Below are 16,913 nucleotides of genomic sequence, written 5' to 3'. Positions count from 1 at the left end.
GTATTATACATAAATATGATGTATTAAAGTTATCTTATTGATCATATAAGTTATATTTATTGTAATTTATCATATTTCTCTTTAGCATTTACTTCAGCATTCAGATTTTCTAATTTACTGAGCATTAAATTATGGCATGCTTTAGATAATTCACGTACTGATAAATATTTGTATCTGTCTAAATCTAGAGGAGATAACATTTCAATAATTACTAACCCATTATTTAAACGATTAAGTTTAATTCTATTGTGCGTATTAGAAAAAATTACAGGAATGATAGGAACTCCAGCCATTATTGCAGCTTGGAAAGCTCCAGATTTAAAAGGTAATAGTCCTCTTCCATTACTACGAGTACCTTCTGGGAAAATCCAAAACGAAATATGTTGTTCTTTTAATTTTTTAACTATATGTCTAATAGTATTATAAGATTTAATATTACTATTACGATCAATAAACATATTACCAGTAATCCAATAAAACAAGCCGAAAAATGGAATCCAAAATAAACTTTTTTTACCTATTGTTACTGTGTTTTTAGGTATTATTTTAGATAAAATAATTGTATCATAATTGTTTTGATGATTCGCTATATATATAGCATTACCCAGATAATTTTCAACCAATTTAGATTGTCTTAATTCAATTTTCATACCAAATACTGTAGATAAAATACTAAACATTCGACCGAATATTGCTAAATTACGTGGGTTTCTAGGCGAAAAAGAACACCAAATAATACTACTAATAAAAATTATTAATGAATAGACAATAAAAAAAATAATACGTAATATAAATAACATATGTATCTCTTTACTAGAAATATATTTTTGTTAGAAAAATTTAACACTAAATGCTTCAATATTTTTAATATATTAGTTGAATTTTATCAATCTCAACTGAAGTAATTATAATAATATAAAATCTATAATTACTTATATTTTAGAAATACTATAAAAAAGTACATAAAGTTGCACAACATGTCATTATGTTTCCTAATTATCCTGATCAAGTAAAAATTTTTAATGTAACTAAATTAATACATTTAAAATATTTTTTTACTATGAAAAAATAAAATTAAATCTTCAACAGTTACTATAGGCATATTATGGAGTTTTGCGAATATAATAGCTTCTTCCATATGAGCCATTGAACCGTCATCATTAGTTAATTCACATAAAACTCCTGCAGGTTTAAATCCAGCTAATTTAACTAAATCTATTGTTGCTTCTGTATGTCCAGCTCTAACTAAAACTCCTCCATTACGAGCACAAATTGGAAAAACATGACCTGGACGATTCAGATCTTCAGGTTTTGCACCATCAGCTATTGCAGTACGAATAGTAGTAATTCTATCTTTAGCAGATACACCTGTAGTAACACCTAAAGCTGCTTCAATACTTACAGTAAATCTAGTACCATAAGCACTCGTATTATTTTTTACCATTAATGGTAAGTTTAATTGTTCACAAATCTTTTCAGTTAGACAAAGACAAACAATTCCACTACCATAACGAATTGTTAATGCCATTTGTTCTATAGTCATAGTTTCAGCAACGAAAATAATATCACCTTCATTTTCACGGTTTTCATTGTCAACTACTATTACGCCCTGTCCATTACGTAGTGAATAAATAGATCGTTCCACACGATGTTCTAGTGTGCCAAATTCAGAAAGTAATTTCTGATTCATGGTAATACACCTTGTTTAAATGTATTTAACTGATATAACTAAAATAAGTTCAATTATAAATTTGAAAAAATGGTCTGCAATAATATCGATATATTAATAAATAATAGCATTATTACGTTTCATTCCTAACTTTAATGTTTAATTTTAAAAAATTTGAATCTAATAATTTATAAAAAATTTCTAACTACTAAATTATAAATCCGTTACTACAGATAAACATGTAATATTTTCATCTAAAATTAATAGCGAGGTACTAATGTTTATAAGCAGTCATACATTAATGTAAAATTCACCTAAATAAATCATATTATTAAGTTAAATGTTTACTTGAAAAATTGAAATCATAAATTTAAATAATTATAAAAACATGATTCTACATGATTTATTGATATATACACATTATATTAATTATAATCAAAATTATTTTTAATTAACATGTATTTATAGTGATGATATTTAATTAAATTAATAAAATAACTTCTAACAGTTTATTGAGTTGATTATATTTAAAGTATAAACAGTATAGGTAACATATCATTTTTTCCCAATTTGATCACATATTTTTTTAATTTTTAATATAATTTTTATAATATAAAAATCCTTTTTTTAAATTTTAATTTACGTCATTTTAGCGTTTACTTCTATGTTAGTAATTTACTAAATATATATGGTACTATATTTAATTCGTACATCATAATATATTATGCATTATTAATAATGCAATATCATTGAAATATATTAGTTTAATAAAATTGTTAAAGAACACATTATACTATTTTTTTGAAAAAAATGTTATATCTTTGTTTACTAAAAGATTTATAAAATAATAAAAATTTTAATAATATTATTTTGCAATTTGATAAATGTAATTAAACATTTTTGTAACAGACAAATTTACTGTAATTTCATTATAAAAAAAAGGACAATTGCAATATTAGCAATAAATTAAAAATTCTATTATATATTATTGAAAATAATTTATTACTATATTTTCTTTTTTTAATTCCAATTGAATATTTAGTTATATACAAATAAAAATATAAGACTGTATCATTAGTAAAAATGATATCAATCAAAATATTAAAAATAAAATTTTATTTCACATAATAACTATTAATTTTATAGTAATATTTTAAGTTTATGGAGATTCATTGATGAAAATCTTCCTTGTTGGTGGAGCTGTTCGCGATAGATTACTCGATCTTCCTATTCAAGATAAAGATTGGGTGGTAGTAGGTGCTACTCCAGAAATGATGATAAAAAAAGGCTATCATCAAGTAGGTAATGATTTTCCTGTTTTTATAAACCCACAAAACGGTGAAGAATACTCACTAGCACGAACTGAACGTAAGATTGGAAAAGGTTATAGTGGATTTGTTACTTGGTCTACTCCAGATATTACATTAGAACAAGATTTAAAAAGAAGAGACTTAACAATTAATGCTATTGCTTGTGATGATCAAGGTAAATTAGTTGATCCATATAATGGTCAGAATGATATTATCAATCGTAAATTACGTCATGTATCTTCAGCTTTTAATGAAGATCCACTACGAGTATTGCGAGTAGCAAGATTTGCAGCAAGTTTTGCTCACCTTAATTTTCAAATAGCCCATGATACAAAAAAATTAATGTATCAAATAACTCAAGATGGAGAATTATCTAGTTTAACAACAGAACGTATATGGAGAGAAACACAAAAAGCTCTTGTTTCAAAAAATCCTCAAATCTATTTTCATGTATTACGTGAATGTGGTGCACTAAGGATATTGATTCCAGAAATAAATAATTTATTTGGAATTCCATCTCCAATTAAATGGCACCCAGAAATCGATACAGGATTACATGCATTAATGTCATTAACAATATCTGCAGCATTATCTAATTCAGTAGATATAAGATTTGCTACGTTATTTCATGATGTAGGTAAATCATTAACACCACGTAATCAATGGCCAAGCCATCATAATCATGGACAACTAGGAGTTTCGTTAATAAAATCTTTATGTAAACGCTGGCCAATACCAAATACAATTCGTAATTTATCTATTTTAGTTACAGAACTACATGATAAAATACATACAATCGAAAACCAATCCATTGAATCATTAGTAAATTTTTTTAATCGTATTGATGCTTGGCGTAAGCCTTATCGTGTAGAACAAATGGCTATAATTAGTGAAGCTGATGCTAGAGGTCGTGCTGGATTAGAAAATATAAAATACAAACAGGGTTATTATTTACGTTATACTTTCAAGTTAGCTCAAAGTGTTTCTAGTAAAACGATAGTTAAAGAAGGATTCGAAGGAATGAAAGTTTTCGAAGAACTTACTAAAAGAAGAATTATAGCTATTAAAGATGGTCTGACAGTTTTTAAAATTTTATAATCTTATAATCAAAGTATTAATTCATAATTTTTAATAAAAATTAATGATCATCAATAATAACACCACGTTTTATTTTTATACCAACTTGTTTGGCTTGTGCAATAGCATTGGGTTTACTTACTTTTATATATACACCTGGTGAATTAAAACGGTTCATTAGCAAACTAGCAACTTCTTCAGCTACTTTTTCAATTAACAAAAAATGATTATTATTTAAATATGTTAAAATAGCTTCAGATACTTCAGAATAATTAAGATAATTGTCAATATTATTTTTGTTCTTTGATAATTGTGTATCCCATATCATTTCAACATCTATAATCAATTTTTGTTTTATTTTTTGTTCCCAGTCGTAAATGCCAATGGTAGTAAATATTACTAACTGTTCTATGAAGATAATATCCATTATTTTAATTATTAGTTTAATATAAATATTTTTAATAAAACAAAAAACGTAAATTTATATGTAGTTATTTATAATAATATAAAGTGTATAAATATTTAATTAAATACTAGATAACTCTGTTAATGACCATCGAGGATAAACCGTAATGCTTAGTTCTTTACAGTTATCAGTATTAATACGTAACATACCAACATAAGCAATCATTGCTGCATTATCTGTACATAATTCTGGAATGGAATAAAATATTTCCCCTTTAATCTCTGTAATCATATCAGACATTCTATTACGTAAAGTACAATTAGCACTGACTCCCCCAGCAAGGACTAATTTCTTAAGGCCAGTTTGTTTTAGTGCTCGTCTACATTTAATCAGTAATGTTTCTATGATTGCATCTTCAAAAGCACGAGCAATATCAGATATTGTTTGATCATCTTTATTATTTTTATTAATAGTATTTGCAGCAAATGTCTTTAATCCAGAAAAACTAAAATTAAGACTATCATCATTAATCATAGGTCTTGGAAAAATAAATCGATTTTTTTTTCCATTTTTTGCTATTTTTGATAAAGTAGCTCCACCAGGATATTTAATACCTAATAACCTAGCTATTTTATCAAAAGCTTCCCCCGCTGCATCATCTAGTGATTCACCTATTATTTTATAAGATCCAATTCCATTCACGCTAACTAATTGAGTATGTCCTCCAGAAATTAATAAAGCTAAAAAGGGAAACGTTAAATTATTATGTTCTAACATTGGACTCATAATATGACCTTCCATATGATGGACTGGCACAGCAGGTATATTCCATGAAAAAGCTAAAGTACGGCCAACTGTTACACCAACTAACAATGAACCAACTAAACCCGGTCCTGCTGTATATGCTATACCATCAAGTTGATACGGTTCTAATTTAGCTTTTTTTAAAGAGGATGAAATCAATGGTATAATTTTTTGTACATGATCACGTGATGCTAGTTCTGGAACTACTCCTCCATAGTAAGAATGTAATTCCGTTTGGCTATATATTTCATTAGTTAACAATCCAATATTATCATCATATATTGCAACACAAGTTTCATCACAAGAAGTTTCAATACCTAAAACGCGCATGATTTATACCAATTTTTTGAAAAAACAACAATATAAATTTAAAATTAAAAAATAGCTTTGTAATATATAATTTTTAATATTTAATTAAATTATATTAATACTTTACAAAGTAATTTATACTAGATTAAAATATCATAAACATTTTGACATAGTATAATGCATTGAAATTAATATCGCAATAAAATGCATTTTAATTAAATTAATTGATAAGGAATAGATGAAATGCCAATAATTAATGTACGCGAAAATGAACCATTTGATGTAGCATTACGTCGTTTTAAACGTTCTTGTGAAAAAGCAGGTATCTTAACTGAAGTACGTCGACGTGAATTTTATGAAAAACCTACAGCAGAGCGTAAACGTGCTAAAGCATCAGCAATTAAAAGACATTCTAAGAAAATAGCCCGTGAAAATGCACGCCATATTCGATTATATTAGGTATGTTTATATTTTTATATAATGAAATATATTTTTTAATTTCTAAAAAAATAAGAAAAGCCCTAGCATATTTTTTCTTCATTAATAATTGACGGGCTTATGACTGAAAAAATTTCACGTAAGTTTATTATTGACTTGATTGCTAATACAGACATAGTTAATTTAATTAACACTCGTATTAACTTAAAACAACAAGGCAATAACTTTTATACATATTGTCCTTTTCATAAGGAAACAAAACCCTCTTTTACTGTAAATAGTGAAAAACAATTTTTTTATTGTTTTGGTTGTGGTATACATGGTAATGCTATTGATTTTTTAATGAAATATGAACACCTTGGGTTTGTTGAAGCTATAGAAGAACTAGCCAGTTTAAATCATTCTGAAATAATCTTTGAAAAATTTCAATACTCAAATCAAAAAATTCATTTTTATCGAAAAAAAATATATTCTTTAATAAATAATATTTTTATTTTTTATAAATTAGAATTAAATAAATCTACAGCAAAATATGCATTAAATTATCTTAATGATCGTGGTTTTACTTCTACGACTATTGATCGTTTCGGCATTGGTTATGCACCCATAGGTTGGAATAACATCCTTAAAAACTTTGGTAAAACTCATGAAGATCGTGAATTATTGATTAAAGCTGGTATGTTAGTTAGGAACAAAAATGATAATTTATATGATCGGTTTCGTGAAAGAATTATTTTTCCAATTCGCAATAAAACCGGTTGTGTTATTGGATTTGGTGGACGTTCTATAAGAAATAAAGAACCTAAATATCTAAACTCCCCAGAAACAACTATTTTTCATAAGAGACGTCAATTATATGGACTATATGAGTCATTAAATTATAATCCAAAACCTAATCATTTAATAGTAGTTGAAGGTTACACAGATGTAATGACATTATCACAATATAGCATAAATTATGCAGTTGCTTTACTGGGTACCTCAATAACATCTGATCACATTCAACAATTGTTTTATAATACACCAAATATAATTTGTTGTTATGATGGTGATCAATCTGGAAGAAAAGCTGCTTGGAAAACACTAAAAATTGCATTACCTTATATGCATGATGGTTATCAACTCAGTTTTTTATTTTTACCTGATCATGAAGATCCAGATTCTTTAATTCGTAAAGAAGGAAAAATTGCTTTTGAAAATAGAATTAAAGAAAAAGTACCATTTTCTTCTTTTTTATTTGATACATTATTAACTGCAGTAGATTTTAGTTCTTATGATGGAAAAGCTAAATTAAGTGCTCTTGCATTACCTTTAATTTCTCAAATTCCTGGTGAAACATTGCGCATTTACATGCGTCAGCAACTAGGAAGTAAATTAGGAATTCTTGATGATAATCAGATTGAAAAATTAATACCTCAAGAAAAGATAATACAAATTAAAACAACATCTGTTGTTCCGTCTTTTAAATTTACTACTATGAAAATTTTGCTAGCATTATTAATACAAAATCCAAAATTAGCAATATTAGTACCGTCTTTCAAGAATATTGCACAATATAAAATTGCTGGTCTATCAATGTTTATTGATTTGGTTAAACAGTGCAATATAAATCCTAAGTTAAATACAGCCCAATTATTAGAGTTATATCGAGGTACAAATTTTATTAATAAGCTTGAAACATTGGCATTATGGAACCACATGATAGTAGATGAACAAATCAAGGCAGTATTTCAAGATTCGTTAATTAAAATTTGCGACAATTTACGTGAAAAGCAACTTGAAGACCTAATTATGCGTGATCGTATCAAAAAATTAAGTGCTGAAGAACGTAATAAATTTTGGATTTTAAGTAAAAAATTTGTAAAAAAATAGTGTATTTATTATTTTTTGTTTTTAAAAGTTATAATTCAGCTTAATAAATTTACTAGTACGGTTAAACAGTCGATTTATCACCGTTTAAGCCACGCCTTATTAAATATTGTTCTGCTAGAGGCTGTACTCTTGCTTGATTTATGAGCAACATGTTAGCTCGTAGCCAATAGATACTAATTTAATTAACAGGAGTGTAGATACCATCTTATGGAACAAAATTCACAGTCACAGCTTAAACTTCTTATTACTTGCGGCAAGGAAAAAGGATATCTGACCTATGCTGAAGTTAATGATCATCTACCCGAAGATATTACCGATTCAAATCAAATAAAAGATATAATTAAAACAATTAATGATATGGGAATTCAGGTAGTTGAAAAAGCTCCAGATGCCGACGATTTAATATTGAACGAAAGCAATTCTAGTACTTACGATGATAATGTAGAGGAAGCTGCTGCCCAAGTATTATCAAGTGTTGAATCTGAAATTGGTCTTACTAATGATCCTGTTCGTATGTATATGCGAGAAATGGGGACAGTGGACCTATTGACTAGAGAAGGAGAAATTGATATTGCAAAAAGAATTGAAGAAGGTATTAACCAAGTTCAATGTTCAATTGCTGAATATCCAGAAGCAATAACATATTTATTAGAACAATATGATAAAGTTGAAATAGGAGAATCTAAATTATCCGATTTAATAATTAGTTTTGTTGATCCTAATGCTAAAGAAGATCCAATACCTATACCAGCTAATATTGAATCTGAAATTTGTGAACAAGATTGTAAAAATTGTGACGAGGAAAATGAACATAGTGAAGAAATAGATCCGGATCTAGCACGAGAAAAATTTTCAGCTCTTAGAGCTCAGTATGAAATTACTAAGGCAGTTATTAAAGTAAAAAATCGTAATCATATGGATTCTATTGCTACAATCCAAACACTTTCTGAAATATTTAAGCAATTTAGACTAGTACCCAAACAGTTTGATCATTTAGTAAACAATATGCGTATCATAATAGAAAAAATACGTTTTCAAGAACGTATAATAATGAAGTTTTGTGTAAATTTTTCTAAGATGCCTAAAAAAAATTTCATTAAATTATTTTCTGGAAATGAAACAAATCGCATTTGGCTCAAAAATATAATAGCAATGAATACACCATGGTCTGAAAAAATATTGGAATATCAAAATGATATTGTAAATTGTATAGATAGATTAATAGAAATAGAAAAAGAAACTGGATTAACTATAGAACAAATAAAAAATATAAACAAACGAATGTCTATTGGTGAAGCTAAAGCTAGAAGAGCAAAAAAAGAAATGGTAGAAGCTAATTTAAGACTAGTTATTTCAATTGCAAAAAAATATACTAATCGAGGTTTACAATTCCTAGATTTAATTCAAGAAGGTAATATAGGCTTAATGAAAGCAGTTGATAAATTCGAGTACCGAAGAGGTTATAAATTTTCTACTTATGCAACATGGTGGATTCGTCAAGCAATTACTCGTTCTATAGCTGATCAAGCACGTACTATTCGTATTCCTGTACACATGATCGAAACTATTAACAAGTTAAATCGTATTTCACGTAAAATATTACAGGAAATAGGACGAGAACCAACACCAGAAGAACTTTCCGAAAAAATGTTTATATCTGAAGATAAAATTCGTAAGGTATTAAAAATCGCAAAAGAACCAATTTCAATGGAAACTCCAATTGGTGACGATGAAGATTCACATTTAGGAGATTTTATTGAAGACACTGCGTTAGAATTGCCTTTGGATTCAGCAACTTCTGAAAGTTTAAGAGCAGTAACTAACGATATATTATCTAGTCTCACTGCACGTGAAGCTAAAGTTTTAAGGATGCGTTTTGGAATAGATATGAATACTGATCACACATTAGAAGAAGTAGGCAAACAATTTGATGTCACTCGAGAACGTATCAGACAAATTGAAGCTAAAGCTTTACGTAAATTACGTCATCCTAGTCGTTGTGAAATACTTCGAAGTTTTCTCGATGATTAAATTTATAATTTTTTATTATAATTAGATGTAATAATTTTTTTTTTATGGTAACATTAGCGAAAAGAGATACCATTGTTATAGATTTACATAATAGTGCCGTATTATATATTATCATGCAGTAAGTTATGATCGTTGTCACTTAAAAGTTTACTGTACTGATGTATATTGTAATATAAAAATCATTGGTAATTATTTTAAATTCAGGCCTCTTAGCTCAGTGGTAGAGCAGGCGACTCATAATCGCTTGGTCGCTGGTTCGAATCCAGCAGGGGCCATTTATATTATCTAATATACAAATCTCACCTTTATAACTACACAAACCTTGCTAATATACAAATCTCACCTTTATAACTACACAAACCTTGCTAATATACAAATCTCACCTTTATAACTACACAAACCTTGCTAATATACAAATCTCACCTTTATAACTACACAAACCTTGCTAATATACAAATCTCACCTTTATAACTACACAAACCTTGCTAATATACAAATTTAAACTGAATATAAAATTTAACTTTCAGTAGTTATTTATTCATAAATTTATTTTTTTATTTCATAGAAATAAGTATTTAATTTTATTGTTTTTTCAAAAAATAATAAGATCATTTGACTAAGAACATTAAAATTTTAACAATAATTATTATTAAAATTTTAACTAAATGTTTTTATGTATGCTATTTTTATTATTAGTAAAAAATGTAATTTTAATTAATTCCAAAATTAGATTTTTATAAAAAAACAAGTTTTAATACATTTTTTAACTGATATATTGTGTGTTTATATTAAGTTTGTTATTTATAGAAAGAATTCAAGTAAGAAGTAATTTAAAAAAACTAATTTTCTAAAAATTTATTAGTAAATATGCCTACCTGCTATTTTAACAAAATGTAATGTATTACAAAATAATCCCAAAATATGAAATATTATTTAATAAATAGTTCAGGAATTGTAAATGAATATTTTGCAAACTTTATTACATGCTTTATGGCAAAAAGATTATAACACTTTATCAGATCCAGCAGTAATGTGGTTAATTTACGGGATTTTATTTCTAATTGTATTTTTAGAAAATGGGTTGCTACCAGCAGCTTTTTTACCAGGAGACAGTTTATTAATTTTAGTGGGTGTTCTTGTAGGTAAAGGAATAGTAAATTTTCCATTAATTGTTTTTTTATTAACTATTAGTGCTGGTTTAGGTTATTGGATAAGTTATATACAAGGAAAATGGTTAGGAAATACTATAATAGTACAAAAATGGCTTGCACAACTTCCTGATAAATATCATAAAAGAGCATATAACCTTTTTTATCGTCATGGATTAGCAGCACTATTAATAGGTAGATTTATTGCTTTTTTAAGAACTTTACTTCCTACAATTGCTGGTATGTCAGGATTAAACAATATCCGTTTTCAGTTTTTTAGTTGGATCAGCGGATTATTATGGGTTGTAATACTTATTACAGTAGGATTTATACTAAGTAAAACAAAATTTTTTATTTATTATGAAGATAAATTAATGTTTTTATTAATAGTATTACCTCTAATATTGCTATTGTTTGGCATAATTAGTCTATTAGTAATGTTGTATCGTAAACGTAAATTGAATAAAAAATGATATTGATTAATAAATCGTTAGTTTGAAATATACAAGAATAATTTAAAATTATCTATCGGTTTTTTGAATTTTTAATTAGTAATGTCTATAATTTGTTATTGTATCATCAGTATGATATGAACGATTGATATTAAATACAATTAACGTTAAGTGTCTAAAAAATGAAATATTTCATCATTGTTTTTCTATGATACATTATTATTTGTAAATCAAAAATATGTTACATCTAGAAATACAAAAATAATATTGAATTATAATCTTAACCTAAGATATGACCATGAATACTTCGAAAAGCAGACAAGGACCTAGCAAAACTATAATAGAAATTGGTCAAAAAATTATTACAAAAATGATAAATATAGTTGAAACTAGACTATGTTTGGCAATATTGGAGATAGAAGAAGAAAAATCTAAAATAATAAAGATATTACTAATGCTTGGTTTTATCTTTTTATTTGCTGCATTAGGATTTGTTTGTCTATTGATGGCAGTAGTATGGTCTTTAAATCCTAAATTTCGTATAATAACTATTACTATCTTAAGTGTCATACTGCTATCAATATCATTTCTTTTAGTTCTTTGGGTTCTTAAAAAATTAAGAAGTTCCACTTTGTTGCAGTATACGCGTAAAGAACTAAAGACTGATAGTGCTATAATGAACAACAAGGAAGATCAATATAATGAATAGTAGGAAACGTGTAATTTTAATCAATTCAATGTGCAATCAAATTAATAATCAGCGATTAGATCTATTAAAATTAAAGTATGAATTGATTATAAGGACTAAAAATTATGATAATTATTGGTTAATTTTTGTAAATATGCAAAAATATTTATTATTAGGTAGTAGTATATTACTAATATGGTCTACAAAACTACAGAGAATTAATGCGTTATTTAATTGGACTAAGTACGGATTCAGATATGGATTGAGATTTTTTTACATTTGGAAAGCTATAAGATATTTTATATGATGTTTTTTAAGAAAGTCAACCTATAAGCCGGGTTCTGTCGTGGACAGTCATTCATCTAGACTAATAATTACTTATTAATTCAAGCAGCCTACCCGGGTTTAGTATGGGTTATACTTAAAAAAACCCTATTTGGCCTTGCTCCGGGTGGAGTTTACAATGCCACAAATTGTTACCAATAAGCGCGGTGTGCTTTTACCACACCTTTTCACCCTTGCTTGTAAATAGTTAATATTTAAAATATTTACATAAGCGGTTTTTTTTCTGTTGCACTAGTCGTAAGCTCTCGCTTCCCAGGCGTTACCTGGCACCCTAACCCTAAGAGCCCGGACTTTCCTCTCCTTCCTTTTTAGATTAAGGAAGCAGCGACTGTCTAGTCGACTTTCTAAAGCAGAGTAACACGTTTTATTATTTATGTCAGCAAATAATTTATATTTTAACAAATATAATTATATTTAACTAATAAATAATTTACTGCAATAAATTATTTATTTATGTTTACAAAAAAGATTATTATTAATATTGCATTTATATTTAACTTTACTAAATTCTAGTGTGAAAGAATACTTTTCTTAATTTAAAGATTTGATAAGATATATATCTTAAATTTTATTATTTTTTATATTTAGAGGTATAACTTTAATGAACTTAAGTAAAGTACCAGCAGGTATACAAATACCAGAAGATATTTATGTGATTATCGAAATTCCTGCAAATGATAATCCAATTAAATACGAAATCAATAAGAAATTAAATGTTTTATTTGTAGATCGTTTTATTTTAACAACTATGTTTTATCCATGTAATTATGGCTATATTAATGATACTTTGTCTCTTGACGGTGACCCAATTGATGTATTAGTACCAACTCCATATCCATTAAGATCAAAATCTGTAATTAGATGTCGTCCAGTCGGTATGTTAAAGATGATCGATGATTCTGGAGAAGATTTTAAATTAATAGCTGTACCTCATACAACAGTATCTAAAGAATATGATGATATTCATAATATAAATGACCTTCCAAAACTTTTACGTAATCAAATAATGCATTTCTTTAGACATTATAAAGATTTAGAAGAAGGGAAATGGGTGCAAATAAAATCTTGGGATGATGTTACAGCAGCTAAAAATGAAATAATTGCTTCTGTCGAACGTGCTAAAAAACTGAAAAATAGTTTTATTGACGAATAATTTTTATGCAATACTTAAAATAATGCTAGATATTCATTACAATACAGAAACTAAAAAATTTGGATTAATAAATGACCTGTTAGGCAAGTAATTTAATGTATTACCGCTCCAATCATTAACATATGCTCCAGCAGCTAAAGCTATTGCATGTCCTGCACATGTATCCCAAATGTTTGTTGGATTAAAACGAGGATAAAATTGTACATTACCTTCAGCTACTAAACAAAACTTTAGTGATGATCCTATTTTGATAATTTTATGTGCACCTAATTTTAATAAAAAATTATTTATTTTATCAATATTATTATCATGTGAACGGCTGATAACTACTACCGGTGGATGGATAATACGAGCTCTAATTTGTACTATTTTATTATTAATTTCTTTATATGATTTTCCTTCAATTGCATAATACATAGTACTCATTGCTGGTGCATAAATTACTCCTAGCACAGGTTTACCGTATTCAACTAAAGCAATATTTACAGTAAATTCATTGTTATGTTTAAGAAATTCTTTAGTACCATCTAAAGGATCTACTAACCAGTAATGTTGCCAATTTTTACGAATTTCCCAAGATATTGGATTTTCTTCTGATAAAATAGGCATAGTTGGTACTAAATGTCTTAGTCCTTTGATTATTATGTCATGTGCAATAAAGTCTGCAATGGTTACCGGTGATTTATCATTTTTTTTACTAGTATAATAATTTTCCAGATTATTATATATATACATTATGGCATCACCTGCTGAGCGTGCTATGATACAAACACTTTTTAATATATTTTCATGTTTTTTACTCATATAGCAATTTGATTACTATCATTAACAAATAAAATTTTAACATTATACTATAAAAAAGTAACTAATCCTATTAACTAACAAATAAAATTTCATAATATTAAAATGTTATAATGTTAACAATTTACAACATTTATAATCAACTTAGCAGATACTTCATTATGAAGATGAAAATATACTTCATGCTTACCAATTGTACGTAACACACCATTTGGTAATCTTACTTCATGTTTATTTATTTCAACACCAGCTGAAGTAACAGCATTTGCAATATTACGTGTAGTAACAGAACCAAATAGTTTACCTTTATCTCCTGCTTTAGATATAATTGTAACAATGCCTAGTTTATTAATTTTTTCTGCTCTACTATTTGCTATTCTCATATTTTCAGCTAATTGATCTTTTATTTTTATTCTATCTATTTTAAAAGACTCAACATTTTTTTGAGTAGCAATTAATGCTTTTCCTTTCGGCACTAGAAAATTACGTGCATATCCAGGTTTAACATCAATAACATCACCAACATTACCTAGTTTTTTTATTTTATCAAGAACAATAATTTTCACTATTAGATCCTACTTATATTGAACACACTTTTGTGTTGAAACCAAAAATATTTATTATTTATGACGGTCAGTATAAGGTATTAAAGCTAAATAACGTGCACGTTTAATAGCTAAAGATAATTGACGTTGATATTTCGCACAAGTACCAGTAATGCGACTTGGCACGATCTTACCATTCTCAGTAATATAATTTTTAAGCATTACAATATCTTTATAATCTATTTCTTGAATTCCTTCTACTGTAAAACGACAAAATTTACGACGGCGGAAAAAACGTGTCATATAACTCATTCCTTAAAATTTATTATGCTAATTTTATATAAATACCTGTTATAATCTACTGTGTCAAACAAATTACATACTACTCTTCAGTAATTTTTACTCATCATTAGATGAAGAAATTGTGGATTCAGCAACTAAATCTTCACGTTTATTTCGGCGATCATCTTTAATTTTCATGATACATGAAGGTTCGATTATTGCGTCTTTAACACGTATGATCATACTACGTATGATAGCATCGTTAAATCTAAAACTATTTTCTATTTCTTTAATTATTAATTTTGAAACTTCAATATTCAATAGAATATAATGAGCTTTATGAAGTTTCTTTATTGGATAAGCTAACTGACGACGACGCCAATCTTCTACACGATTTATTTTGCCCTGAGATTTAGTTATTAAAGTAGTGTAACTTTCAATGATTTTTGTAACTTGTTCACTTTGATCAGGGTGAACCATAAATACAATTTCATAATGACGCACTGTAATGGCTCCTTATGGGTTATAGCTTCCTTAAATATCATTGTCAATAAATAATAGAAGCAAGGAACTTTATTAAAAATACAATTAATATTATTAGTCGATCATTTCAAACACTTTAAACAATTAGAAAAATTATTAAAGCGTATTAATTATAATTAATAGTAAAGTAATTTTAAAAATCAATAAGTATATTTTTTAAAGTAAATGAATTATATCAAGAATATTTCAAATAGTAAAATGATAATAGTTTTAGTTTATTTTTTTAATTTAGATATATTAATGATTAAATCAATAAGCTATTATTGATTTTTTTGCATATTTCGTTGACGTATTATTTCAAATAAACAGATACCAGTTGCAACTGATACATTTAAAGATGAAACGATGCCATACATCGGAATATTTATAATTATATCACAATACTTGCGAGTGAGATATCGTATACCTGTACTTTCTGAACCTATTACGACAGCTATTGGAGGTAGTAATGTTTTTTCGTATAAATTATTGTTCAACCCATCTGAAGTACCAACTACTAAAATATTTTGTTTTTTTAATAAACATAATATTCTAGCTAAGTTGGTAACTCGAATTACTGGTGTATTTGCTAACCCACCGCTAGCAACTTTATGTACAGTCTTGTTAATTGAAGCTGATCTTTTTTTTGGTATTACTATTGCATCAACTCCAGCTGCATCAGCAGTACGAATACAGGCACCAAGATTATGAGGATCAGTAATGCAATCTAGAATTAATAAAAATGGTTTTTGTACATTTTTAATTATTTTATATAGATATTCTTCATGATGTTGATTAATATATTTAACTATTGCTACTATGCCTTGATGAACACAATCATCTTTAACTTTACTAGTAAATATTTTACGATCTACTAAATTAATTTTAATGCCTTTTTTTTGTAAAGAACACTTTAATAAATTTAATCGATTATTGTTAACATCTTTAAGAATAAAAACTTCTTGTAAGCTTTGATGATTAGTTTTCTGTAAAGCATCTATAGGATGTATTCCAAAAATAATATTATTGTTCATATTTTTATTTAGTTAAATAAATTATCA

General features: G+C 26.9%; 16 protein-coding genes, 1 tRNA gene and 1 other RNA gene. 8 read left to right on the top strand and 10 right to left on the bottom strand.

All coding sequences use genetic code 11. From position 1 onward, the window contains the following. Positions 1-56 precede the first annotated feature (56 nt). Both CRV10_RS02505 and ribB read right to left on the bottom strand, forming a co-directional pair. The gene (locus tag CRV10_RS02505; RefSeq protein WP_136130247.1) at positions 57-800 is read right to left on the bottom strand and encodes a 1-acylglycerol-3-phosphate O-acyltransferase; all 744 of its coding nucleotides are present in this window, start codon (positions 798-800) and stop codon (positions 57-59) included. A 242-nt stretch (positions 801-1,042) separates the two neighbouring features. Then, positions 1,043-1,690, bottom strand: coding sequence for a 3,4-dihydroxy-2-butanone-4-phosphate synthase (gene ribB, locus CRV10_RS02500; protein ID WP_136130246.1), 648 nt, complete (start codon positions 1,688-1,690; stop codon positions 1,043-1,045). Positions 1,691-2,844: 1,154 nt separating this feature from the next. Here ribB and CRV10_RS02495 point away from each other — a divergent pair. Continuing rightward, a complete protein-coding gene (locus tag CRV10_RS02495; RefSeq protein WP_136130245.1) occupies positions 2,845-4,077 on the top strand; it encodes a multifunctional CCA addition/repair protein in 1,233 nt (410 codons plus the stop codon). A gap of 40 nt (positions 4,078-4,117) precedes the next feature. Here CRV10_RS02495 and folB read toward each other — a convergent pair whose 3' ends face one another. Both folB and tsaD read right to left on the bottom strand, forming a co-directional pair. Beyond that, positions 4,118-4,483, bottom strand: a complete 366-nt coding sequence (gene folB / locus CRV10_RS02490) for a dihydroneopterin aldolase (protein WP_136130244.1) — start codon at positions 4,481-4,483, stop codon at positions 4,118-4,120. 99 nt (positions 4,484-4,582) lie between these two features. After that, on the bottom strand, positions 4,583-5,596 hold the full coding sequence (gene tsaD / locus CRV10_RS02485; protein WP_136130243.1) for a tRNA (adenosine(37)-N6)-threonylcarbamoyltransferase complex transferase subunit TsaD: 1,014 nt from the start codon (positions 5,594-5,596) through the stop codon (positions 4,583-4,585). Between the two features lie 222 nt (positions 5,597-5,818). On the opposite strand from tsaD, the gene rpsU reads away from it, so the two are divergent. The 6 genes from rpsU (at position 5,819) to CRV10_RS02455 (ending at position 12,225) form a co-directional block, all read left to right on the top strand. After that, complete coding sequence (rpsU, locus tag CRV10_RS02480; protein ID WP_136130242.1) at positions 5,819-6,034, top strand: 30S ribosomal protein S21; 216 nt, start codon at positions 5,819-5,821, stop codon at positions 6,032-6,034. Positions 6,035-6,133: 99 nt separating this feature from the next. Continuing rightward, entirely contained in the window at positions 6,134-7,885 is a 1,752-nt protein-coding gene (gene dnaG, locus CRV10_RS02475; protein WP_136130241.1) for a DNA primase, read from the top strand. Between the two features lie 207 nt (positions 7,886-8,092). Then, positions 8,093-9,916: an RNA polymerase sigma factor RpoD gene (gene rpoD / locus CRV10_RS02470; protein WP_136130240.1), complete on the top strand. Its 1,824-nt coding sequence runs from the start codon at positions 8,093-8,095 to the stop codon at positions 9,914-9,916. A 203-nt stretch (positions 9,917-10,119) separates the two neighbouring features. After that, positions 10,120-10,191 (top strand) — tRNA-Ile (locus tag CRV10_RS02465). Positions 10,192-10,874: 683 nt separating this feature from the next. Further along, entirely contained in the window at positions 10,875-11,537 is a 663-nt protein-coding gene (locus tag CRV10_RS02460; RefSeq protein ID WP_136130239.1) for a DedA family protein, read from the top strand. Positions 11,538-11,814: 277 nt separating this feature from the next. Then, positions 11,815-12,225, top strand: a complete 411-nt coding sequence (locus tag CRV10_RS02455) for a phage holin family protein (RefSeq protein ID WP_158675177.1) — start codon at positions 11,815-11,817, stop codon at positions 12,223-12,225. Between the two features lie 293 nt (positions 12,226-12,518). Here the strand turns inward: CRV10_RS02455 and rnpB are convergent. Next, positions 12,519-12,893, bottom strand: an RNA gene (rnpB, locus tag CRV10_RS02445) — RNase P RNA component class A. A gap of 257 nt (positions 12,894-13,150) precedes the next feature. Between rnpB and ppa the strand changes: the two genes are divergently transcribed. Further along, positions 13,151-13,702, top strand: a complete 552-nt coding sequence (ppa, locus tag CRV10_RS02440) for an inorganic diphosphatase (protein WP_136130236.1) — start codon at positions 13,151-13,153, stop codon at positions 13,700-13,702. A gap of 36 nt (positions 13,703-13,738) precedes the next feature. Here ppa and cysQ read toward each other — a convergent pair whose 3' ends face one another. From cysQ to rlmB, 5 genes are all read right to left on the bottom strand, one after another. Beyond that, on the bottom strand, positions 13,739-14,485 hold the full coding sequence (gene cysQ, locus CRV10_RS02435; protein ID WP_136130310.1) for a 3'(2'),5'-bisphosphate nucleotidase CysQ: 747 nt from the start codon (positions 14,483-14,485) through the stop codon (positions 13,739-13,741). A gap of 134 nt (positions 14,486-14,619) precedes the next feature. After that, the gene (gene rplI / locus CRV10_RS02430) at positions 14,620-15,069 is read right to left on the bottom strand and encodes a 50S ribosomal protein L9 (protein ID WP_136130235.1); all 450 of its coding nucleotides are present in this window, start codon (positions 15,067-15,069) and stop codon (positions 14,620-14,622) included. A 54-nt stretch (positions 15,070-15,123) separates the two neighbouring features. Continuing rightward, a complete protein-coding gene (gene rpsR, locus CRV10_RS02425) occupies positions 15,124-15,351 on the bottom strand; it encodes a 30S ribosomal protein S18 (RefSeq protein WP_136130234.1) in 228 nt (75 codons plus the stop codon). A 96-nt stretch (positions 15,352-15,447) separates the two neighbouring features. Beyond that, complete coding sequence (gene rpsF / locus CRV10_RS02420; RefSeq protein ID WP_136130233.1) at positions 15,448-15,834, bottom strand: 30S ribosomal protein S6; 387 nt, start codon at positions 15,832-15,834, stop codon at positions 15,448-15,450. 299 nt (positions 15,835-16,133) lie between these two features. Further along, a complete protein-coding gene (rlmB, locus tag CRV10_RS02415; RefSeq protein ID WP_136130232.1) occupies positions 16,134-16,886 on the bottom strand; it encodes a 23S rRNA (guanosine(2251)-2'-O)-methyltransferase RlmB in 753 nt (250 codons plus the stop codon). Between the last annotated feature and the right edge of the window lie 27 nt (positions 16,887-16,913).

This window comes from Candidatus Pantoea edessiphila, from assembly GCF_002933355.1.
GTDB classification, from domain to species: Bacteria; Pseudomonadota; Gammaproteobacteria; order Enterobacterales; family Enterobacteriaceae; genus Pantoea_C; species Pantoea_C edessiphila.
Note: the sequence above shows the minus strand (reverse complement) of the source record. Positions and strands in the feature narration are given on the sequence as shown.

What these genes read in the sequence shown, in the direction of transcription:
- CRV10_RS02505 (WP_136130247.1), bottom strand. Translation starts at nt 800, where the DNA reads ATGTTATTTATATTACGTATTATTTTTTTTATTGTCTATTCATTAATA.
- ribB (WP_136130246.1), bottom strand. Translation starts at nt 1,690, where the DNA reads ATGAATCAGAAATTACTTTCTGAATTTGGCACACTAGAACATCGTGTG.
- CRV10_RS02495 (WP_136130245.1), top strand. Translation starts at nt 2,845, where the DNA reads ATGAAAATCTTCCTTGTTGGTGGAGCTGTTCGCGATAGATTACTCGAT.
- folB (WP_136130244.1), bottom strand. Translation starts at nt 4,483, where the DNA reads ATGGATATTATCTTCATAGAACAGTTAGTAATATTTACTACCATTGGC.
- tsaD (WP_136130243.1), bottom strand. Translation starts at nt 5,596, where the DNA reads ATGCGCGTTTTAGGTATTGAAACTTCTTGTGATGAAACTTGTGTTGCA.
- rpsU (WP_136130242.1), top strand. Translation starts at nt 5,819, where the DNA reads ATGCCAATAATTAATGTACGCGAAAATGAACCATTTGATGTAGCATTA.
- dnaG (WP_136130241.1), top strand. Translation starts at nt 6,134, where the DNA reads ATGACTGAAAAAATTTCACGTAAGTTTATTATTGACTTGATTGCTAAT.
- rpoD (WP_136130240.1), top strand. Translation starts at nt 8,093, where the DNA reads ATGGAACAAAATTCACAGTCACAGCTTAAACTTCTTATTACTTGCGGC.
- CRV10_RS02460 (WP_136130239.1), top strand. Translation starts at nt 10,875, where the DNA reads ATGAATATTTTGCAAACTTTATTACATGCTTTATGGCAAAAAGATTAT.
- CRV10_RS02455 (WP_158675177.1), top strand. Translation starts at nt 11,815, where the DNA reads ATGAATACTTCGAAAAGCAGACAAGGACCTAGCAAAACTATAATAGAA.
- ppa (WP_136130236.1), top strand. Translation starts at nt 13,151, where the DNA reads ATGAACTTAAGTAAAGTACCAGCAGGTATACAAATACCAGAAGATATT.
- rpsR (WP_136130234.1), bottom strand. Translation starts at nt 15,351, where the DNA reads ATGACACGTTTTTTCCGCCGTCGTAAATTTTGTCGTTTTACAGTAGAA.
- rlmB (WP_136130232.1), bottom strand. Translation starts at nt 16,886, where the DNA reads ATGAACAATAATATTATTTTTGGAATACATCCTATAGATGCTTTACAG.